Raw genomic sequence first — 17,513 nt, 5'->3', positions numbered from 1 at the left:
TCGTGGCCATGTTGTAGACGTCCAGGGCCTTGCCGCTGGTGCGGTTGACCAGCACGTACCAGGCGTTGGTGTCGACCGTCGCGGCCGAGGCCGTGGTCACGTTGGCCACGAGCAGGGCGGCGCCCATCAGGGCGGCCACCACGGCGGCCAGTGCCCTTCTTCGCCACCCGTGGCGCGGGGGAGAGGAGGGTAGAGCCCGAACAGGGACTTGCATGGCGTGCTCCTAGGGTCAGGTGAGGCCGCCGAGCGGAGACCGGGGGGTGTGACGGTTGGAGGTGACGACGCCGAAGCCGCCCTGCGCGTGCCGGCGGCGCACCGGGTTTCGAGCAGGTGCGGTTGATCGAGAAGATGAAATGTCTATTTTGTTGAGATATGACCGGTTTGCTGTCCTGCGAAATGTTAACGTTAACATTTCGGGGACGTAAACCGAGAGTAAAGAACGAACCCATACTCCGTCAACGACTGTAAGGTCAGATTTGACCGCAACGTTCGGCCGAGACCGGTTCCGGAGACGGTGCGCGAGGGCGGACGGACGCGCCGGGGGCCCTTCCCGCGGGGGGTGGCGGCCGTCGATTCCAGTGCGTTCTCCCTGATGGGAGAGGGTGAAGAGGGCGTCGGGCGGGAGCGTTCTCGATCCTCCCGGCAGGGGGCGTCGTCCGTGGCGCACGACTCCGGCGACGGAGCGGCAGTGGCGCTCCAACGCCGTCATGCCGAAACTTTCAGCGTCTCTGCGGTCTTCATCTCGGCGAAACAGAGCGTCGGCGCGCTCTCGCGGACGCTCCTCCGGACCGGTTACGGCCCCCGTCCCGGCCCCCGTCGCCCGGGCCCGGGCCCGGCCCCCGACCCGGCACCCGACCCGGCACCCGGCTCTGCCTCCGTCGCCCGGGCCCGGGGTCGTCGCCGCGGGCCCGGGCGACGGTTCAGCCGAGGATCTCGACGTACCCGTCGGTTCCGTGGACGCGGATCCGCTGCCCGTCCCGGATCAGCCGGGTGGCACCCTCCACGCCCACGACGGCCGGCAGGCCGTACTCCCGCGCGATCACCGCCCCGTGCGTCATGAGGCCGCCCACCTCCGTCACCAGCCCGGCGACGGTGACGAACAGGGGGGTCCAGCCGGGGTCGGTACAGGTGGTGACCAGGATGTCGCCCGCCTCCAGGTCGGCCCGCGCCATGTCCGTGACGACCCGGGCGCGGCCCTCGACGGTCCCGGACGAGACCGGCAGGCCGGCCAGCGCGCCGGGCGGGACGTCCTCACGCCGGTACCGGCCGGTGACGACCTCGCCGTCCGAGGTGAGGACCCGGGGCGGGGTGAGCGCCTCGTACGACCGGAACGCCTCCCGCCTCTCCAGGAGAAGTCCGGCGTCCACGACGCCGGTGCGCACGACCTCCCGCACCTCCTGGAGCCGCAGGAAGAAGACGTCCTCCCTCTCGCGCAGGACGCCGGAGCGGACGAGGTGATCGGCCTCCCGCAGCAACGCCTGCTTGTAGACGTGGTAGCGGCTGACCATGCCGTACTTGGGATACTCCCGGTACCCGGAGAAGGTGCGGACGAGGTCGATCATCCGCTTGGTCTCCCCGGCCTTCCGCTCCCCCTCGGGCAGGGCGCGCAACCGGGTCAGGAGCTCCTGCTCCCTGCGCCGTGACTCCCGGCGCCCCTGCTCGAAGTGCCGCGCGCCGGCCCCCGGCTCGAAGTCCCTGACGTGGCCCAGGATGGCGGGCACCAGCGTGGCGGGCCGCTCGCTCCAGCGCGTCCTGGTGATGTCGATCTCGCCCGGGCAGCGCATGCCGTACGCGTCGAGGTAGCCCCGGATCGCGTCGCGCGCCTCACGCCCGCCGTCCAGCCCGGCCAGCTCGTCCAGGAAGCCGTCGCCCTCCCGCCCCTCGTCCGCGACGCGGTGCAGGAACGCCACGACGTCCGCGTGCGGCCGGATCGCGTCCGCGACGTCGAGGAGCGCCAGCCCCATCTCCGAGGTGACGTTGTGGGGGACGGACCGGGTGAGCGCGTCGGCCGCGTTCCTCTCGCCCAGCCATTCCTCGAGGTGGTCGTTGAGCCACCAGGTCGCCTCCATCGCCGCCATGATCACCTGGATGCCCCGCGGGTCGAACAGGACGCGCCTCAGCTCCGCGATGTCGGCCAGGACGAAGTCGAGCAGCGCCGGCCCGGACAGGTCCCGGATCTCCTCCCGCAGGGTGGCGACGGAGGCCCGCCCCTCCCGGATCAGCCGGGTGACGACGGCCGGATCGGCCTCGACCGGGGCGGGCGGGTCACCGGCGGGTGCGGCGACGGCCTCCTCGTCCGGGAGCGGGCCGATGAGGTCGCCGCGGTCGAGGACGGTCAGCAGCGCGTCCCGGATCAGCGGGTCGGACCGTCCCATGATCTCGACGAGGCCGTCGCGGCCCGCGGACGTCGCCAGGACGGGGGCCACGTCCACGAACAACCGGCCGCCCGCCTCGTGCATCGGCCTGGGCGTCGTCAGCTGCCACACCGACAGGCCCAGCGGCTTCATCGCGTCGGTCATCATCTGCTGGTGACCGACGGAGACGTAGACGTGACTCTCCCCGTCGCCGGTCTCGGGGACGGGGAACAGGGTGGTGATCGGCCGGCTCTGGACGATGTGGAACTCGTCGCCGGTCAGGCACCACTCGATGTCCTGGGGCCTGCCGAAGTGCGCCTCGACGCGCCGGCCCAGCCGCACCAGGCGCACGACCTGCGCGTCCGTCAGGGCCGGTCGCGTCCGCAGGTGCGCCTCGACCGGCACCTGCCGGGTCCCGCCCCCCGGTGCCGCCTGGACGAGCCGCGTCTTGGTGGCGACCGTCGTGCTGACGACCCGGTCGTCGCGCACCCTGTGGACGTCCCCGGCGACCAGGCCGGAGACGAGCGCCTCGCCGAGCCCCCACCCGGCCTCCACGGCGGCGACCTTCCGGTTCGAGGTCACGGGGTCGGCGGTGAACAGGACCCCGGCCGCGTCCGGGACCACCATCCGCTGCACCACCACGGCCATCCGCACCGCGCGGTCGTCGAAGCCGTTACGGCGCCGGTAGGTCACCGCCCGCTCGGTGAACAGCGAGGCCCAGCACCTGCGGACGTGCCGGAGGACCTCGGGCAGGCCCACGATGTTCAGGTACGAGTCCTGCTGGCCGGCGAAGGACGCGGTCGGCAGGTCCTCCGCCGTCGCGCTGGAACGCACCGCGCAGGAGACCCGCTCCCCGAGCCGGGCGAGCGCCCCGCCGATCGCCGCCGCGAGATCGCCGGGGATCTCGACGTCCTCGACGGCGCGGCGGACCTCGGCGCTCAGGGTGGTGACCGCCGCGCGGTCGTCCGGTTCCACCCGTGACAGCGGGTCCAGCAGGGCCCCGACCGACGGGTCCTCGGCCACGACCCGCCGGAAGGCCTCCGTCGTGACGCAGAAGCCGTCCGGCACGCGGATGCCCTCGACGCGCGAGAGCTCGCCCAGGTGCGCCCCCTTCCCGCCGACGTCCGCGACGCTCGTCGAGCCGATCTCCTCGAAACCCAGCACGTAACCCAATTCCGTTGCCCCCTCGCTCGTCGGGTCGATTCGCAACGGGCAGTATGGGGCACTTCCCGGCGCCTCATGAGGCACGCCGGTCTGCTATAAAGTGAAAGTGGCGGGAGGTGACGCGCGGCCCGATCCGCCCCCTCCCTGCCCGGCCTTCCTCGATCGATCCGACGGCGCCGGGACGTCCGCGCGGGTGACACGAATCAGGGCTGTTTTTCGTGAACGGCTGGTTCTGCCCGCCGCCACAGGTGCACGGGATCAGGCGGGTCCCGTCGGCGGTGGAGCCGGGACCGGGTCGTGCTCGCCGTACGGCCGTGAAATTTTCACGTTTTAAGTCCGCGCCGGACCACGACCGGTAAAGGTGTGACCTGGGCCACAGCGTCGGTTCGACGGATATGGCTGCTCGCGGCCGAGAAGGGGGCGTTGACTTCCCCGGTCGGGGCTCCTACTGTCTGGCCACCTCCCCCCGTAATGGTGATTGGCACGACATGAAGAGATCAAAATCGTTCAAACGATTTATGTTAGCGATAACATCTGTGATCGGAGCGACGGTCCCCGTGGTGGCCGTCGCGCAGTCGTCCGCCCAGGCGGCGGTGGCCTGCCGGGTGGACTACGCGGTGGCCTCGCAGTGGTCGGGAGGGTTCACCGGTGACGTCACCGTGCGCAACCTCGGGGACCCGGTCAACGGCTGGCGGCTGACCTGGACCTTCACCGCGGACCGGCGGGTCTCCCAGGCGTGGAACGCCACCGCGACGCAGAGCGGGACGGCGGTGACGGCCGTCGACGCCGGCTACAACGCCGCCATCCCCTCCGGCGGCAGCACCACGTTCGGCTTCAACGCCACCGGCACGGGCAGCGGCTCCACCCCGGCCGACTTCGCGCTCAACGGCGTTCCCTGCACCGGCGCCCCGGCCTCGCCCACCCCCACGGCGAGCCCGACGACCAGCCCCACGGCCGGCCCGAGCCCGACGCCGACGCCGTCGGGGCCGACGACCCCGCCGGCCTCCTACCCGGCCCCCGGCCGCGTCACGGGCGACGTCGGCGTGCACGACCCCACGGTGGTCAAGAGGCCCGGAGGCGGCTACCTCATGGCCCACACCGGCGACGACATCGCCCTGAAGACCTCCGCCGACCGCGTCGACTGGCGCAACGCCGGAAGCGTCTTCCCCGGCGGCGCCCCCTGGACCACCGCGTACACCGGGGGCGCCCGCAACCTGTGGGCGCCGGACCTCTCCTACCGTAACGGCCGGTACTACCTGTACTACTCCGCCTCCAGCTTCGGCTCGAACCGCTCGGCGATCTTCCTGGCCACCAGCCCCACCGGGGCCTCCGGCTCCTGGACCGACCGGGGAGTGGTCGTCTCCACCACCGCCTCCAGCGACCACAACGCGATCGATCCCAACCTGGTCGTCGACGACCAGGGCCGCTGGTGGATGTCCTTCGGCTCCTTCTGGACCGGCATCAAGCTGATCGAGCTGGACCCGGCCACCGGCAAGCGCCTGAACACCACGATCCGTGGCATCGCCGCCCGCCCCGGCAACACCGCGATCGAGGCGCCGGTGATCGTCAAGCGCGGCGGTCACTACTACCAGTGGGTGTCCTTCGACCGGTGCTGCCAGGGCGCCGCCAGCACCTACCGGGTCATGGTCGGCCGTTCCACCTCCGTCACCGGCCCCTACCTCGACCGCAACGGCGTCGCGATGACCTCCGGCGGCGGCACCCAGGTGCTTGCCGGGCACGGCTCGATCCACGGCCCGGGCCACCAGGCCGTCCTGTCCGACACCGACGGCGAGGTGCTGTTCTACCACTACTACGCCGACAACGGCGCCTCCCGTCTCGGCATCAACCGGATCGGCTACGACGCGGCCGGCTGGCCGTTCGTGCACTGACCCGGCACGCCCGCCGGACGCCGCCGCGCTCACGGAGCGCCGTCACGCGGAACCCGGAGCGGGAGGGACGGCCCCCCGAAGAACCAGCAGGACCGACAGCTGATTGGACCAGATGTGAAACGCTTCATCCGTCTGACGCGGAGTCGCGCGGTGATCGGCGGTGCCGTGTGCGCGGTGCTCCTGGGAGGGGTCGCCGCCCAGGCGCCCGCCTCCGCGGCGGTGTCCTGCCGCGTCACCTACGAGATCGCCAGCCAGTGGGGTGGCGGCTTCGGCGCCAACGTGAGGATCGACAATCTCGGTGACCCGGTGACCGGCTGGCGGCTGAGCTGGAACTTCACCGCGGGCCAGCAGGTCTCCCAGGCGTGGAACGCCACCGCGACGCAGAGCGGGGCGGCGGTGACGGCCGTCGACGCCGGCTACAACGCCGCGATCCCCTCCGGCGGCAGCGCCTCCTTCGGGTTCAACGCCTCCTGGAACGGGTCCAACCCCGCGCCGGCCTCCTTCTCCCTCAACGGGACGGTCTGCGACGGCGGCACCGCCTCGCCGACCCCGACGCCCCCCCCGACGCCCACCGTCTCGCCGACCCCGACCCCGACCCCCACCCCGACGCCCACTCCGACCCCCACCCCGACGCCGCCCCCGGCCGATGCAAAGCAGGTCGAGGACCTGGACCGCGGCCTGATCAGCGTCCGCTCCGGATCGGGCAACCTGGTGTCCTGGCGGCTGCTGGGCAGCGAGGCCCGCGGCACCTCGTTCGCCGTGTACCGGGGCGCCACCCGCGTCGCGAGCGTGAGCGACTCCACGAACTACCTGGACGCCGGCGCCGCCGCCGACGCCTCCTACACGGTGCGTGCGGTGAGCGGCGGCAGCGAGGGACCGGCCTCGGAGACCTCGCTGCGGTTCGGCGACGGCTACCTGGACGTGCCGATCAGCCCGCCGTCCTCCGGTCACCACGCCAGTGACGCCGCCCCCGCCGACCTGGACGGCGACGGCCGGCTGGACATCGTGCTGAAGTGGGAGGCCAACAACTCCAAGGACAACTCCCAGTCCGGCGTCACCGACCCGGTCTACGTCGACGGCGTCAGGCTGGACGGCACCCGGCTGTGGCGGATCAACCTGGGCCGCAACATCCGGGCCGGGGCGCACTACACCCAGTTCCAGGCCTACGACTACGACGGTGACGGCAGGGCCGAGGTCGCGATGAAGACCGCCGACGGCACCGTCGACGGCCGCGGCACCGTGATCGGCAGCGCGAGCGCCGACCACCGCAACTCCAGCGGCTACGTCCTGGCCGGGCCCGAATACCTGACCATGTTCAACGGCCAGAGCGGCGCCGCGATGTCCACGGTGAGCTACGACCCGCCGCGCGGCAACGTCGGCTCCTGGGGCGACACCTACGGCAACCGGGTCGACCGCTTCCTGGCCGGCACCGCCTACCTCGACGGCCGACGCCCCAGCCTGATCATGGCCCGCGGCTACTACACCCGCGCCGTGATCGCGGCCTGGGACTTTCGCGACGGCTCCCTCGTCAAGCGCTGGACCTTCGACTCCAACGCCTCCGGCAACACCTCCTACGCCGGCCAGGGCAACCACTCCCTGAGCGTGGGCGACGTCGACGCCGACGGCAGGGACGAGATCCTCTACGGCGCCGCCGCCATCGACGACAACGGCCGCGGCCTGTGGAGCACCGGCCTGGGCCACGGCGACGCCGCCCACCTGGGCGACCTCAACCCCTCCCGCCCGGGACTGGAGTACGTGAAGATCTCCGAGTGGGCCGCCAGCCCCGGCCTGTACATGGTCGACGCCCGCACCGGGTCGCGGCTGTGGCAGACCGCCGCCAGCTCGGGGGAGGGCCCGGGGCGCGGGGTGGCCGGCGACGTCTACGCGGGCAGCCCCGGCGCCGAGTCCTGGGCGGCAGGCGCCGGACAGAGCGGGCTGCGCAACACCGCGGGCACGGTCGTCGGCCGCCAGCCCTCCTCGGCCAACTTCCTGGCCTGGTGGGACGCCGACCCGGTGCGCGAGCTGCTGGACCAGACCCGCATCGACAAGTACGGCACCGGCGGCGAGACCCGCCTGCTGACCGCCTCCGGGGTGCACTCCAACAACGGCACCAAGGCCACCCCGTCCCTGTCGGGTGACATCCTCGGCGACTGGCGTGAGGAGGTCGTCTGGCCCACCACCGACAACCGGGCCCTGCGGATCTACTCCACGCCGCACGTGACCACCGTGAAGATCCACACCCTGCTGCACGACCCGCAGTACCGGGTGGCGCTGGCCTGGCAGAACACCGCCTACAACCAGCCGCCGCACCCGAGCTTCTTCGTCGGCGACGGCATGGCCACCCCGCCGCAACCCAAGGTCTACCTCCGATAGGACCCGGCACCGGGGGATCCGGGCCTGATCTCCCGGCGCCGTCCCACGGGACGTCCCCTCCTGGTGGGGGAGGGGGCGTCCCGTCATGCCGGCGGGGACATCGGATCAGCCGATGGTCCACTGCCGGACCTCGGAACCGGCCGCTGACTTCCCCGACCGCTGTATCCGCCACGCCGGCGACGAACTCCGCATCGACCGGCTCGGTCCCGGCTCGAATCAGGCCACCCGGCAGGACGCCGCCTTTCAGGTCACCTACTGGAAGTCCGGTCCCCTCTTCCCGTGACCGGCTCCGGCGGGTGTCAGCCGATCTGCATGACGACGGCCTTGGGCTCGGTGAAGAACTCGCGGCTGAAGGTGCCGCCCTCGCGGCCGACGCCCGAGTCGCCCACGCCGCCGAACGGGGCCCGCAGGTCGCGCACGAAGAAGCAGTTCACCCAGACGGTTCCGGCGCGCAGGCGGGCGGAGACGCGGTGGGCGCGGGACAGGTTCTCGGTGAAGAGCATCGCGTTGAGCCCGTAGCGGGTGCCGTTCACGAGGGCGACGACCTCGTCCTCGGTGTCGAACGGGGTGATCGTGACGACCGGGCCGAAGATCTCCTCGCGCTGGTGGCGGCCGCCGGCGGGCATGCCGGTGATGACCGTGGGGCGGACGAACCAGCCGTCCCCGAGCCCGCCGGAGTGCAGGGTGCCGCCCTCGTCGGCGACGGTCTCGACGTATCCGCGGACCTTGCGGTGGTGGGTCTCCGACGCCAGCGGGCCGATCTCGGTGCTCTCCAGCTTGGGGTCGCCCAGGCGCATCGCCTCGGCCCCGGCGGTGAAACGGGCCAGGAACTCCTCCAGGATCGGCCGCTGGAGGTACAGTCGCGAACCGGCCAGGCAGACCTGGCCGGCGTTGGTGAAGATCGCACGGAGGGACCAGGCGACGGCGTTGTCGAGGTCGGCGTCGGCGAAGACGGCGTTGGCGCCCTTGCCGCCGAGTTCCAGGCTGACCGGCACCAGGTGTTTCGCGGCGGCGGCCGAGATGACCCGTCCGGTCGCGGACTCGCCGGTGAAGGTGATGCGGTCGACGCCGGGGTGTTCGGTGAGCGCCTGCCCGGCCGAGTCGGGGCCGTGGCCGTGGACGACGTTGAGCACGCCGGGGGGCAGGCCCGCCTCCAGCGCGAGGCGGGCGAGGATCGTCGCGGAGGCGGGGGTGTCCTCGGCGGGCTTGAGGACGACCGTGTTGCCCCAGGCCAGCGCGGGGGCGATCTTCCAGGTCTCCAGCATCAGGGGGAAGTTCCACGGGGCGACGGCGGCGGCGACGCCCACGGGGTCGTAGCGGGTGTAGGCGTGGTGGCCGGAGTCCATGGGCAGGGTCTCGGCGGGTGTCAGGCGGGCGTGGTCGGCGAAGAAGCGGAGGTTGTCGGCGGCGCGGGGCACGTCGTTGCCGCGGCTCTGGGTGATGGGCTTGCCCATGTCGCGCGTGTCGGCCAGGGCGAGGGTGTCGGCGTTGGCGAGGACGAGGTCGGCGAGGCGGTGCAGCAGCCGGCCGCGTTCGGCGCGGCCCATGCGCGGCCAGGGGCCCTCGTCGAAGGCCCGCCGGGCCGCCGTGACGGCCCGGTCCACCTCGCCGGCGCCGCCGAGCGCGATCTCGGCCCACGGTTCGCGGGTGTAGGGGTCGACGCTGGGGAACGTCTCGCCGCTCGCGGATCCCCCCTCGGCGCCGTCGATCACGTGTCCGAAGAATTCCATGTCATCCACCTCTGTTGCTCTCGTCGCGTTCGGCGAGCGTCTGGTCGCCCGCGGCCCAGTGGGTGCGCGGCACCTCGCGTACGATCACCCGGATGCTCGGGGCGGGAGCGCCGAGCGAGCGTTCGACCGCGGCGTGGACCTCGTGGATGAGGGCCCGGATCGCGGCCGGGTCGCGGCCCTCGGACAGGGTCACCTCGACCAGCGGCATGTCAGTCGCGGCCGAGCGGGCGGCGGATCTGGGGCTGGCTCTGGACGCGCCGGGTCGGGCCCTGCCACATGTCGATGGAGCCGGGTTCGGCGGGGTCGAAGTAGCGGGGGCGCCAGGCGTCCTCGTCGGTGATGAGCCGCACGCCCCAGGAGTACTCGTACGTGATGCCCTCGGGGCCCTTGAAGTAGACGAAGACGGCGGTGGACTGCGGGTGGCGGCCGGGACCCATCTCGATCTCGACGCCGGCCGCCTCCAGGAAGTGCCAGTTGCGCATGACGTCGTCGAGGGAGTCGACCTGGAAGTTGATGTGGCACAGCCCGGGGCGGCCGCCCTCGAAGACGGCCAGCTTGTGGTGGACCTCGTCGATGCGCATCAGGCACGCCCAGTCGCCGATCCAGTCGGAGACGCGCGCGTTGAAGTGGCCGTTCCAGAAGCGGTACGCCTCGCGGACGTCGGGGGCGTCCAGGCACAGGTGGCCGAACTCGGTGATGCCGGCCTCGCGGCCGTGGCGGACCGGCGCGGTCAGCGTGACCTGGTCGACGACCAGGTCGACGCGGTTGCCGAAGGGGTCGTCGAAGGAGATGAGGTCGCGGACGCGGCGGGAGCGGGCGTCGGCGGCGTCGCCGCGGGCGACGGTGACGCCGGCCTTCTCCAGCGTGGTCTCGGCGGCGGCGAGCGCGTCCTCGTCGCGCAGCGTGAACCCGGAGCTGATCACTCCGGACTCGCCCTGGACCAGGGCGAGGCAGTGGTGGCGGTGGTCGGCGCGCAGGTAGGCGACGCCGTCCTCCCGGGCGGTCAGTTCCATGCCGACGACGTCCACGGCGAAGCGCACGGCGGTGTCGAGGTCGGCGGCGCCCGAGCGGACGTAGGCGATGTCGGTCAACTCGATCAAGACGACTCCCGGAGGTAGGACCAGATGCGGCCGGACAGCTCGGATCGCACGGCTCGCCACGCCCGCTGTTCGGCGGGCGTGAGGGGGACGGGGGTGCCCGAGGCCGCGGCGGTGGCGTTCATGCGGGCCGAGGCCTCCAGCACCCACATCAGGGCGACGGCCTCGCCGACGCTCGCGCCGACGGTCACCGCGCCGTTGCCCCGCATGATCAGGGCGGGGGCCTCGCCCAGGCACTCGGCCAGGGCCCGTCCGCGGGCGCGGTCGCGTACCAGCACGGCGTCGTCGAGGACGGGGACCTCGGGCCCGAGGAAGGAGCCCTGTCCGTGCAGCGGCAGGATCGCCACCCCGGCCGAGGCCAGGGCCGTGGCGACGGGGGGCTGGGCGCGGCAGATCGCCCGCACGCCGGGCCGGGCGCGGGCGATCTCCACGTGGATCCACGCCTCGCGCGGGGTTCCCGGGGGCAGGTCGGTGCCCGCCAGGGGGACCTCGGCGTACCGGGTGGCGGGGCCGAGCGTTCCCAGCGGCACCGGTGGTGTCATCAGCAACCGGTCGCCGGTCGTGCGTGCCGACACGTGCCCGAAGGCGGTGACCAGCCCGGCCGCGGCGAGCGCGCGTCCCGCCTCCGCCAGCTCTGCGCTCACGGCGCGACCTCCTCGATCGGCACGAAATCTGGGTAGGCAGGACCATACATGTATCTCGATACATGTTCCAGGGCTCCGCGGCGTCCTTATGCTGAGGGGCATGTCGCTTCAGCACGCGCTGCTCGGTGTCCTGGAGGCGCGTCCGATGAACGGGTACGAGCTGACCCGCTTCTTCGAAGCCGCCCCGCGCTGGGTGTGGTCCGCCCCGCACAGCCAGATCTATCCGGCGTTGCGGCGGATGGAGCAGGCCGGCCTGATCGAGGGACGGCAGGAGATCCGCGGCACGAAGCTGAGGCGGATGGTCTACTCGATCACCGAGCGCGGGCTGGAGGAGCTGCGCGCCTGGGTGGGGACCGACCACGCCGCGGCTCCGGTGCGGGACGCGTTCTTCCTGAAGGCGCTCTTCTTCGACATGATCGATCCGCAGCGGGCGGCGTCCGTGCTGAGGGCCCACATCGCCGAGCAGGAGGAGCTGATCGCCGAGTGGCGCGCTCACCGTGAGGCGCTGCTGGACAGGGACACCGACCTGCTCAGGGAGCGGCTGAGGAACCGGCCGCCGGCCGAGCACGACCGGATCGCCACACTGAAGGCGCACGTCTTCGCCGGTCAGATCGCCGTGGCCCAGGCCCGCGCCGACTGGGCCCGGGAGGGCCTGCGCCTCCTGGCCGAGGACGCCTGACCGCTGACCGAGCAGAGCGTGACGCGGAGCGGGGGGTGCGCCGAGCACATCCGGCTCGACGGCAGCGACTACGAGGTGGTGCTGCGCACCCAGGAGCCGTACTCGGTGACCGACGACGAGGGCGGGCAGAGGATGATCGCGCCGGTCATCCCTGGCCGCTGCTCCTGCGCGAGGCCCGCCACCGCCATCCCCGGCAGGTCGCCCAGACCCTGGTCACCGCGGTGTGGGACGCCTGCAACGGCCACATGGCCGACGACGCCACGATCGTGTGCCTGGACTGGCACGGCCTCCCGGCCGCCCGCGGGTGACGGCGCCCCGGCCGGGAGGGGCGTCCCGTCCTGGTTCGCCGTCCCGCCCGCCGCCCCTTCACCGGCCGGTCACGGCTCGGGGTCCTCCCAGTGCGGGGTGTGCGCCTCGACGTCCTCCGGCACGCGGATCCGCCCGTCCGCCAGGACGAACGGTGCGATCGCGGTGCTCTCGTGGAAGCGCAGGTAGCCGAGGAAGGATTCGGCGCCGCCGGGGTGCGCGCCGGCGTGTGTGCCGGCCGAGCGCGGGCCGAGCCAGTGCAGCAGGGCCCGGAGCCGGTAGAAGTCGTCGGGATGGAGTTCCTGGCGTACCGTCAGTGCCCAGCCGTCCGCCCGCTCCCGCGCGACCAGTTCGGCGACGAGCGCGCCTCCCACCCGCCGGGCGGCGCCGCTCCGGGCGAACACGGGCGCCGGTTCGGCGTCCTCCCACTCGCAGCCGGGGTCCTCGGGGTCGCCGAGCGGGTAGGTCTCCCCGTACCTGCCGGTGCCGATCGGCAGCCGCCCGGGCCGTGGTCCCAGCCCCACGTGCCAGCGCAGCTCGGCGAGCTCGTCGTCGGTGACGCCGGCCCGGATGTCCATCGACAGCACGACCTCGCAGGTGTCTCCCATCGCCACACCGTACCCTCGCGACGCCCGGGAGATCCCGGGCGCTCGTCTCCCGCCCGCGGTGAAGGCCGCCTATTATGTCGGTCCCAAACCACCGTGAAATCCCGCGTCAAAGATGCGGCGGGATTCGCCGCCGGCCGGGGAGCGCGGCCCGTGAAAACCCGTCCGGCCGATGTTCTCCCGGCTCCCCGGCCCCCGGTCGCCGGCTTTCCGGCACCCGCGCCGAGCTGGGACGGAACGGGGGAACGCCGGGATTCTCCGCAGATCTCGAAGGCGCTTCCCGCCGCGACGGCGCGGACACTGAACCCCGTTCGTTTCCTCGATTACCGTCCGGGGCCATTCGTCCGCTAACCAGAACTTCCTTCGTGTAATGACAAATTTAATGATTTACCTATACGATCGCCGTTCGTGGTTGAAGTTGATCTTTCAGGCCCTCGATTGGCCGATGACCTGTTCTTCGTCATGCACGACAACAGGACCGGCCGGACGAGGCTGCACGCCCGGCTGACCGGCCTGGGACTGGCGGCGGCCGTCCTGGGGGAGCTGATGCTCACCGGTCAGATCACCGTGGGGTCGGCCGCGGGGCAGACCCGGCTCGTCGTCGTCGACGCGACGCCGCCCGGCGACGCGCTCACCCGAGCGGCCCTGAACCACATCGTCGCCGAGCCCTCGCACCGGCTCAGAACCTGGCTGCAGTTCCTCGCCCGTACGGCACGCGCCGACGTGGCGTCCCGGATGACCGCCGGAGGGCTGCTGCGCCCGCCCGGCAGGCGTCCTTCGCGCGGGCAGGTACCGGTCGACGTGAACGTCGCGGCGTGGCCCGTCGGACGCGTGAACCTGGCGATCCAGCGCCGTGAGCCGCTCAACCTCCAGGACGGCGTCCTGCTGGGGCTGCTGGTGGCGACCGGTGGCAACCAGCTCGTCCTGTGGGAGCAGAATCCGGCCTACCTCGCGGACTCGAACGCCGCCCTCCCGGCACCGCTCCAGGAACTGATCGCCCAGACCGAGGCCGCCATCGGCGACGCCGTCATCACCCGCCGGTGAGCCCATCCCCCCATTCCAAGGAGTCCCCGAAATGTCCATAACGGAGCAAAGAACCGGCTCGGTGTCGGACGCGCTGGCCCAGGATCGCCTCGGCGTCCCCTCCGTGGTGTTCTTCGTCATCTCGGCGGCGGCACCGCTGACCGTCATCGGGGGCTCGGTGACCGCCGCCTACGCCGCGACCGGCGTGACCGGCGTGCCGCTGGCCTTCATCCTGCTCGGCGCCATCCTGGGCCTGTTCGCCGTCGGCTACGTGACGATGGCCCGCCACGTCGTCAACGCCGGGGCGTTCTACGCGTACACCGCGAAGGGGCTCGGCAGGCCGGCCGGGGTGGCGACCGCGTGGGTCGCGCTGCTGGCCTACAACGCGCTCCAGGTCGGTCTCTACGGCATGATCGGCGCGGCCGGCGAACCGCTGATCGCCGGCTGGTTCGGGAGCTCCCCGCCCTGGTGGGTCATCGGGCTTGTCGCCTGGGTGCTGACCGGGGTGCTCGGCCTCATGCGGGTCGACGTGAACGGCAAGGTCCTGTCGGTCCTGCTGCTGACCGAGATCGCCGTCGTGGTCCTGTTCGACATCGCGGACCTGCTCAACCCGGCGGCCTCGGGCTACAGCCTCGACGTCTTCGCCCCCGGCAACCTCTTCGGCCCCAGCCTGGGAGCGGTGATCGCGATCTGCATCGCGTCCTTCGCGGGCTTCGAGTCGTCGGTGGTCTTCTCCGAGGAGACCAAGGACCCCCGGCGGACGGTGCCGATCGCGACCTACATCGCGCTCGCCGTCATCTCCGGGCTCTACGCCCTGTCGTCCTGGGCGATGACCGTGCCGATCGGCTCGGACAAGATCGTCGCGGCCTCGCGCGAGCAGAGCTCGGCCCTGCTGTTCAACCTGGCGGGGCGGCACCTGGGGTCGACCGTCGCCACCATCGGCTCCCTGCTGTTCGTGACGAGCCTGTTCGCCGCGCTGATCGCCTTCCACAACACGATCGCCCGCTACGTCTTCGCCCTCGGCAGGGAGCGGGTCCTGCCCGCCGTCTTCGGCCGCACCTCCCCCCGGACCGGTGCCCCGGTCAACGGTTCGGTGGCGCAGAGCGTCATCGGGCTGGTCACGATCGTCGTGTTCGCGGCCTTCGGCCTGGACCCGGTCATCCAGCTCTTCTTCACCGTCGGGTCCTTCGGCGGCCTGGGACTGCTCATGATGCTGGCGGCCACCTCGGTCTCGGTCCTGGTCTTCTTCAACAAGAACCCCGGCGCGGAGAACGCCTGGCGGACCCGGATCGCCCCGGGCGCCGCCTCGTTCCTGCTGTTCGTCGTCGTCGTGCTCGTCATGCTCAACTTCGACGTCGTGCTCGGCGTGGCCCCCGACTCCCCGCTCCGCTGGATCATGCCCGCCATCTACTTCGTCGCCGCCGGGTTCGGTGTCGCCTGGGGGTTCTCCCTGCGGTCCAGGCGGCCGAAGGTGTACGCCAACATCGGCCTGGGCGCCCAGGCCGCCGTGGGAGGGGCCGAGTGACGGCCCTCGTCCGCGTCCCGAACACCCCCGAGGCCGCCGGGGAGGTCGGCGCGATCATCGCCACCTCCTTCCACGACCAGGACGTGTCGGCCTGGCTCATCCCGCCGGACGACGACCGCCGCCGGGTGATGCCGCACTTCTTCTCCATGATCACCGAGCACGCCCTCGCCCACGGCGAGGTCCACGCCACGGCCGACATGTCCGCGGTGGCGGTGTGGTTCCACCACGACACCGGGGCGCCCCCCGACGTCCCCGGCTACGACGAGCGCCTGGAGACGTTCGCCGGGCCGCACACGGAGCGCTACAGGCTGATGGACGAGGAGATGCGCAAGCACCACCCCGAGGAGGCGCACCACTACCTGGCGTTCCTCGCCGTGCTTCCCGGGCGGCAGGGGCGTGGCGCGGGGAGCCTGCTGCTCGAAGAGCGCCACCGTGAGCTCGACGCGAAGGGGACGGCCGCCTACCTGGAGGCCAGCGGCGTCGACAGCCGCAGGCTCTACCTGCGTCACGGCTACCGGGATCTCGGCGATCCGCTGGTCCTGCCCGGCGGCCCGTCGATGTTCCCGATGTGGCGCCCGCCGAGCCCCTGACCGCCGAACCTGACCCTCGAACCCCCTGACCGCCGAACCCCTGACCCCCGCTCCGGCCGCGACACGCCGGACGCGACACGACCCGGCCGCGCGGCCCGCTCCCCGACCGTCGGGGGCGGGCCGCGCGGCCGTTCGTCTTCCGGGACGCGCGACGGTCACCGGTCCCGCTGCTGCCGAGTGCCCGGCTTCACGCGGAGGCGGCGGGCTTCGTACCGGCCACCGGGCGCGGCTGACCGCTCGCCCGGCGGGGTCCCGGTACGCGGCGGCCTCAGCGCCGTGGCCGCCGCCAGCAGGGGCGGAAGCGCCGCGACGACGAAGCACAGGGCCAGGGGCACGCTGCCCACCAGCAGCCCGACGGCCGCCGTCCCGCTGGAGGCGCCGGTGTTGAAGGCGGTGTTGACCCACGCGCCGGCCCGGGTCCGGTCGTGCGGCGCGGCGGACTCGTCGGCGAGCAGGTAGGCAGTGGTCAGCGCGGGGGCGACGAACAGGCCCGCGACACCCACGACCGCGATCAGGACGTACAGGGTGGGAGACAGCCCGGCCGCGGCGAGCGTGAGGCCCAGCGCGGCGGCCAGCACCGGCAGCCGTACCCGTCCGGGGACGCGCCAGGACACGGCGCCGTAGACCAGGCCACCGATCGCGCTGCCGGCCGACAGCGCGGCCTCGGCCCAGGCCGCCGAGGCGGCCTGGTGGTAGCGCTCGGCGAAGACCACCACGAGCAGGCTCAGCGCTCCCAGGCACAGGCCCACCGCGGCCGACAGCGCGATCGGACGGCCGAGGCCGGCCGCGCCGCGCGTCCACCGCCACCGGGACGGGGCGGGGGAGGGGGCGGTCCGGGGCGCGTCGTGGAGGACCCGCGCTGTACGCACCGCCGGGGACGACACGAACGCGAAGGTCCCGGTCAGCACCAGCACGGCGCTGAGGGCCACACCGGCGGCGGGTGTGACGAGTGCGGCCAGCAGGCCGGCCAGCAGGGGCCCGGTGACGAAGAGCACCTCCTCGGCGACGGCGTCCAGGCTGTAGGCGCGCTGCAGCAGGTGCCGGTCGGGCAGCAGATCGCTCCACAGGGCGCGTATCACCGGGCCGAACGGGGGTGTGCAGGCGCCGGCCGCGACGGCCAGGACCGCCAGCAGCGTCCCGGAGGTTCCCGGCCGCCAGGTGGCGGCGGTCAGGCAGGCCAGGAACGACGCGTAGAGGACGGCCATGGGAGGCAGGGCCCGGCGCGGCCCGTGACGGTCGATCAGCCCGGCCCGCAGGGGCGACAGCAGGGAGCTGGTGAGGCCGAACAGGGCCATGACCCCACCGGCCAGGGCGTAGGAGCCGGTGGTGGCGGTCAGCGCCAGTATCAGGGACAGGGAGACCGTCCCGTAGGACAACCGGCCCAGCAGCGCGGCGCCGAAGGCGCGGCGGGTCAGGGGGGTGCGAAGGACGGCGAGGTACGACGGAGGCCGCGAGGGCGAAGACATGGGGGTGTTCCTCGGGGAGGCAGCGCGCATCCGGGGCGCTGCGAACGTGCGGGGACGCCGAAGTGCCG

General features: G+C 72.6%; 14 protein-coding genes and 1 pseudogene. 6 read left to right on the top strand and 9 right to left on the bottom strand.

Annotated features, from left to right (window positions below; translation table 11 throughout):
• Positions 1-214: pseudogene (locus ACLQ2R_RS34395) on the bottom strand (RICIN domain-containing protein); the annotation flags it as partial.
• Positions 215-920: 706 nt separating this feature from the next.
• Positions 921-3,527 carry a rifamycin-inactivating phosphotransferase gene (rph, locus tag ACLQ2R_RS34390; protein WP_425965589.1) on the bottom strand — a complete coding sequence of 869 codons (2,607 nt, stop codon included), beginning with the start codon at positions 3,525-3,527 and terminating at the stop codon, positions 921-923.
• 527 nt (positions 3,528-4,054) lie between these two features.
• Here rph and ACLQ2R_RS34385 point away from each other — a divergent pair.
• The gene (locus ACLQ2R_RS34385) at positions 4,055-5,407 is read left to right on the top strand and encodes a family 43 glycosylhydrolase (protein ID WP_425965588.1); all 1,353 of its coding nucleotides are present in this window, start codon (positions 4,055-4,057) and stop codon (positions 5,405-5,407) included.
• Between the two features lie 150 nt (positions 5,408-5,557).
• Positions 5,558-7,780 (top strand): cellulose binding domain-containing protein, encoded by a 2,223-nt coding sequence (locus ACLQ2R_RS34380; protein WP_425965587.1) that lies wholly within the window; start codon positions 5,558-5,560, stop codon positions 7,778-7,780.
• Between the two features lie 299 nt (positions 7,781-8,079).
• On the opposite strand, the gene ACLQ2R_RS34375 is transcribed toward ACLQ2R_RS34380, so the two are convergent.
• The 4 genes from ACLQ2R_RS34375 to ACLQ2R_RS34360 are packed head-to-tail and all read right to left on the bottom strand — an operon-like array spanning position 8,080 to position 11,251.
• Positions 8,080-9,510, bottom strand: a complete 1,431-nt coding sequence (locus ACLQ2R_RS34375; RefSeq protein ID WP_425965586.1) for an aldehyde dehydrogenase — start codon at positions 9,508-9,510, stop codon at positions 8,080-8,082.
• Between the two features lies 1 nt (position 9,511).
• On the bottom strand, positions 9,512-9,718 hold the full coding sequence (locus ACLQ2R_RS34370) for a tautomerase family protein (RefSeq protein WP_425965585.1): 207 nt from the start codon (positions 9,716-9,718) through the stop codon (positions 9,512-9,514).
• Between the two features lies 1 nt (position 9,719).
• The gene (locus ACLQ2R_RS34365; RefSeq protein WP_425965584.1) at positions 9,720-10,610 is read right to left on the bottom strand and encodes a VOC family protein; all 891 of its coding nucleotides are present in this window, start codon (positions 10,608-10,610) and stop codon (positions 9,720-9,722) included.
• On the bottom strand, positions 10,607-11,251 hold the full coding sequence (locus ACLQ2R_RS34360) for a class II aldolase/adducin family protein (protein WP_425965583.1): 645 nt from the start codon (positions 11,249-11,251) through the stop codon (positions 10,607-10,609). The genes ACLQ2R_RS34365 and ACLQ2R_RS34360 overlap by 4 nt, the downstream gene beginning before the upstream one ends.
• 100 nt (positions 11,252-11,351) lie before the next feature.
• Between ACLQ2R_RS34360 and ACLQ2R_RS34355 the strand changes: the two genes are divergently transcribed.
• Positions 11,352-11,930, top strand: coding sequence for a PadR family transcriptional regulator (locus ACLQ2R_RS34355; RefSeq protein WP_425965582.1), 579 nt, complete (start codon positions 11,352-11,354; stop codon positions 11,928-11,930).
• A 68-nt stretch (positions 11,931-11,998) separates the two neighbouring features.
• On the opposite strand, the gene ACLQ2R_RS34350 is transcribed toward ACLQ2R_RS34355, so the two are convergent.
• Positions 11,999-12,175: a hypothetical protein gene (locus ACLQ2R_RS34350; protein WP_425965581.1), complete on the bottom strand. Its 177-nt coding sequence runs from the start codon at positions 12,173-12,175 to the stop codon at positions 11,999-12,001.
• Between the two features lie 132 nt (positions 12,176-12,307).
• Positions 12,308-12,844: a hypothetical protein gene (locus ACLQ2R_RS34345; RefSeq protein ID WP_425965580.1), complete on the bottom strand. Its 537-nt coding sequence runs from the start codon at positions 12,842-12,844 to the stop codon at positions 12,308-12,310.
• Positions 12,845-13,249: 405 nt separating this feature from the next.
• Here ACLQ2R_RS34345 and ACLQ2R_RS34340 point away from each other — a divergent pair, with 405 nt between their 5' ends.
• Genes ACLQ2R_RS34340 through ACLQ2R_RS34330 form a run of 3 tightly spaced genes read left to right on the top strand, consistent with a single transcriptional unit; the run spans position 13,250 to position 15,979 of the window.
• Entirely contained in the window at positions 13,250-13,885 is a 636-nt protein-coding gene (locus ACLQ2R_RS34340; protein WP_425965579.1) for a GOLPH3/VPS74 family protein, read from the top strand.
• A 31-nt stretch (positions 13,886-13,916) separates the two neighbouring features.
• Positions 13,917-15,389, top strand: coding sequence for an APC family permease (locus ACLQ2R_RS34335; RefSeq protein WP_425965578.1), 1,473 nt, complete (start codon positions 13,917-13,919; stop codon positions 15,387-15,389).
• Positions 15,386-15,979 (top strand): GNAT family N-acetyltransferase, encoded by a 594-nt coding sequence (locus tag ACLQ2R_RS34330; protein ID WP_425965577.1) that lies wholly within the window; start codon positions 15,386-15,388, stop codon positions 15,977-15,979. Before ACLQ2R_RS34335 ends, ACLQ2R_RS34330 begins: the two co-directional genes overlap by 4 nt.
• A gap of 155 nt (positions 15,980-16,134) precedes the next feature.
• On the opposite strand, the gene ACLQ2R_RS34325 is transcribed toward ACLQ2R_RS34330, so the two are convergent.
• Positions 16,135-17,445, bottom strand: coding sequence for an MFS transporter (locus tag ACLQ2R_RS34325; protein ID WP_425965576.1), 1,311 nt, complete (start codon positions 17,443-17,445; stop codon positions 16,135-16,137).
• Positions 17,446-17,513: the final 68 nt, after the last annotated feature.

Source organism: Streptosporangium sp. DT93 (genome assembly GCF_049844535.1).
In the GTDB taxonomy this organism is placed as follows: domain Bacteria; phylum Actinomycetota; class Actinomycetes; order Streptosporangiales; family Streptosporangiaceae; genus Streptosporangium.
This window is presented reverse-complemented; position numbering and strand designations above follow the sequence as displayed.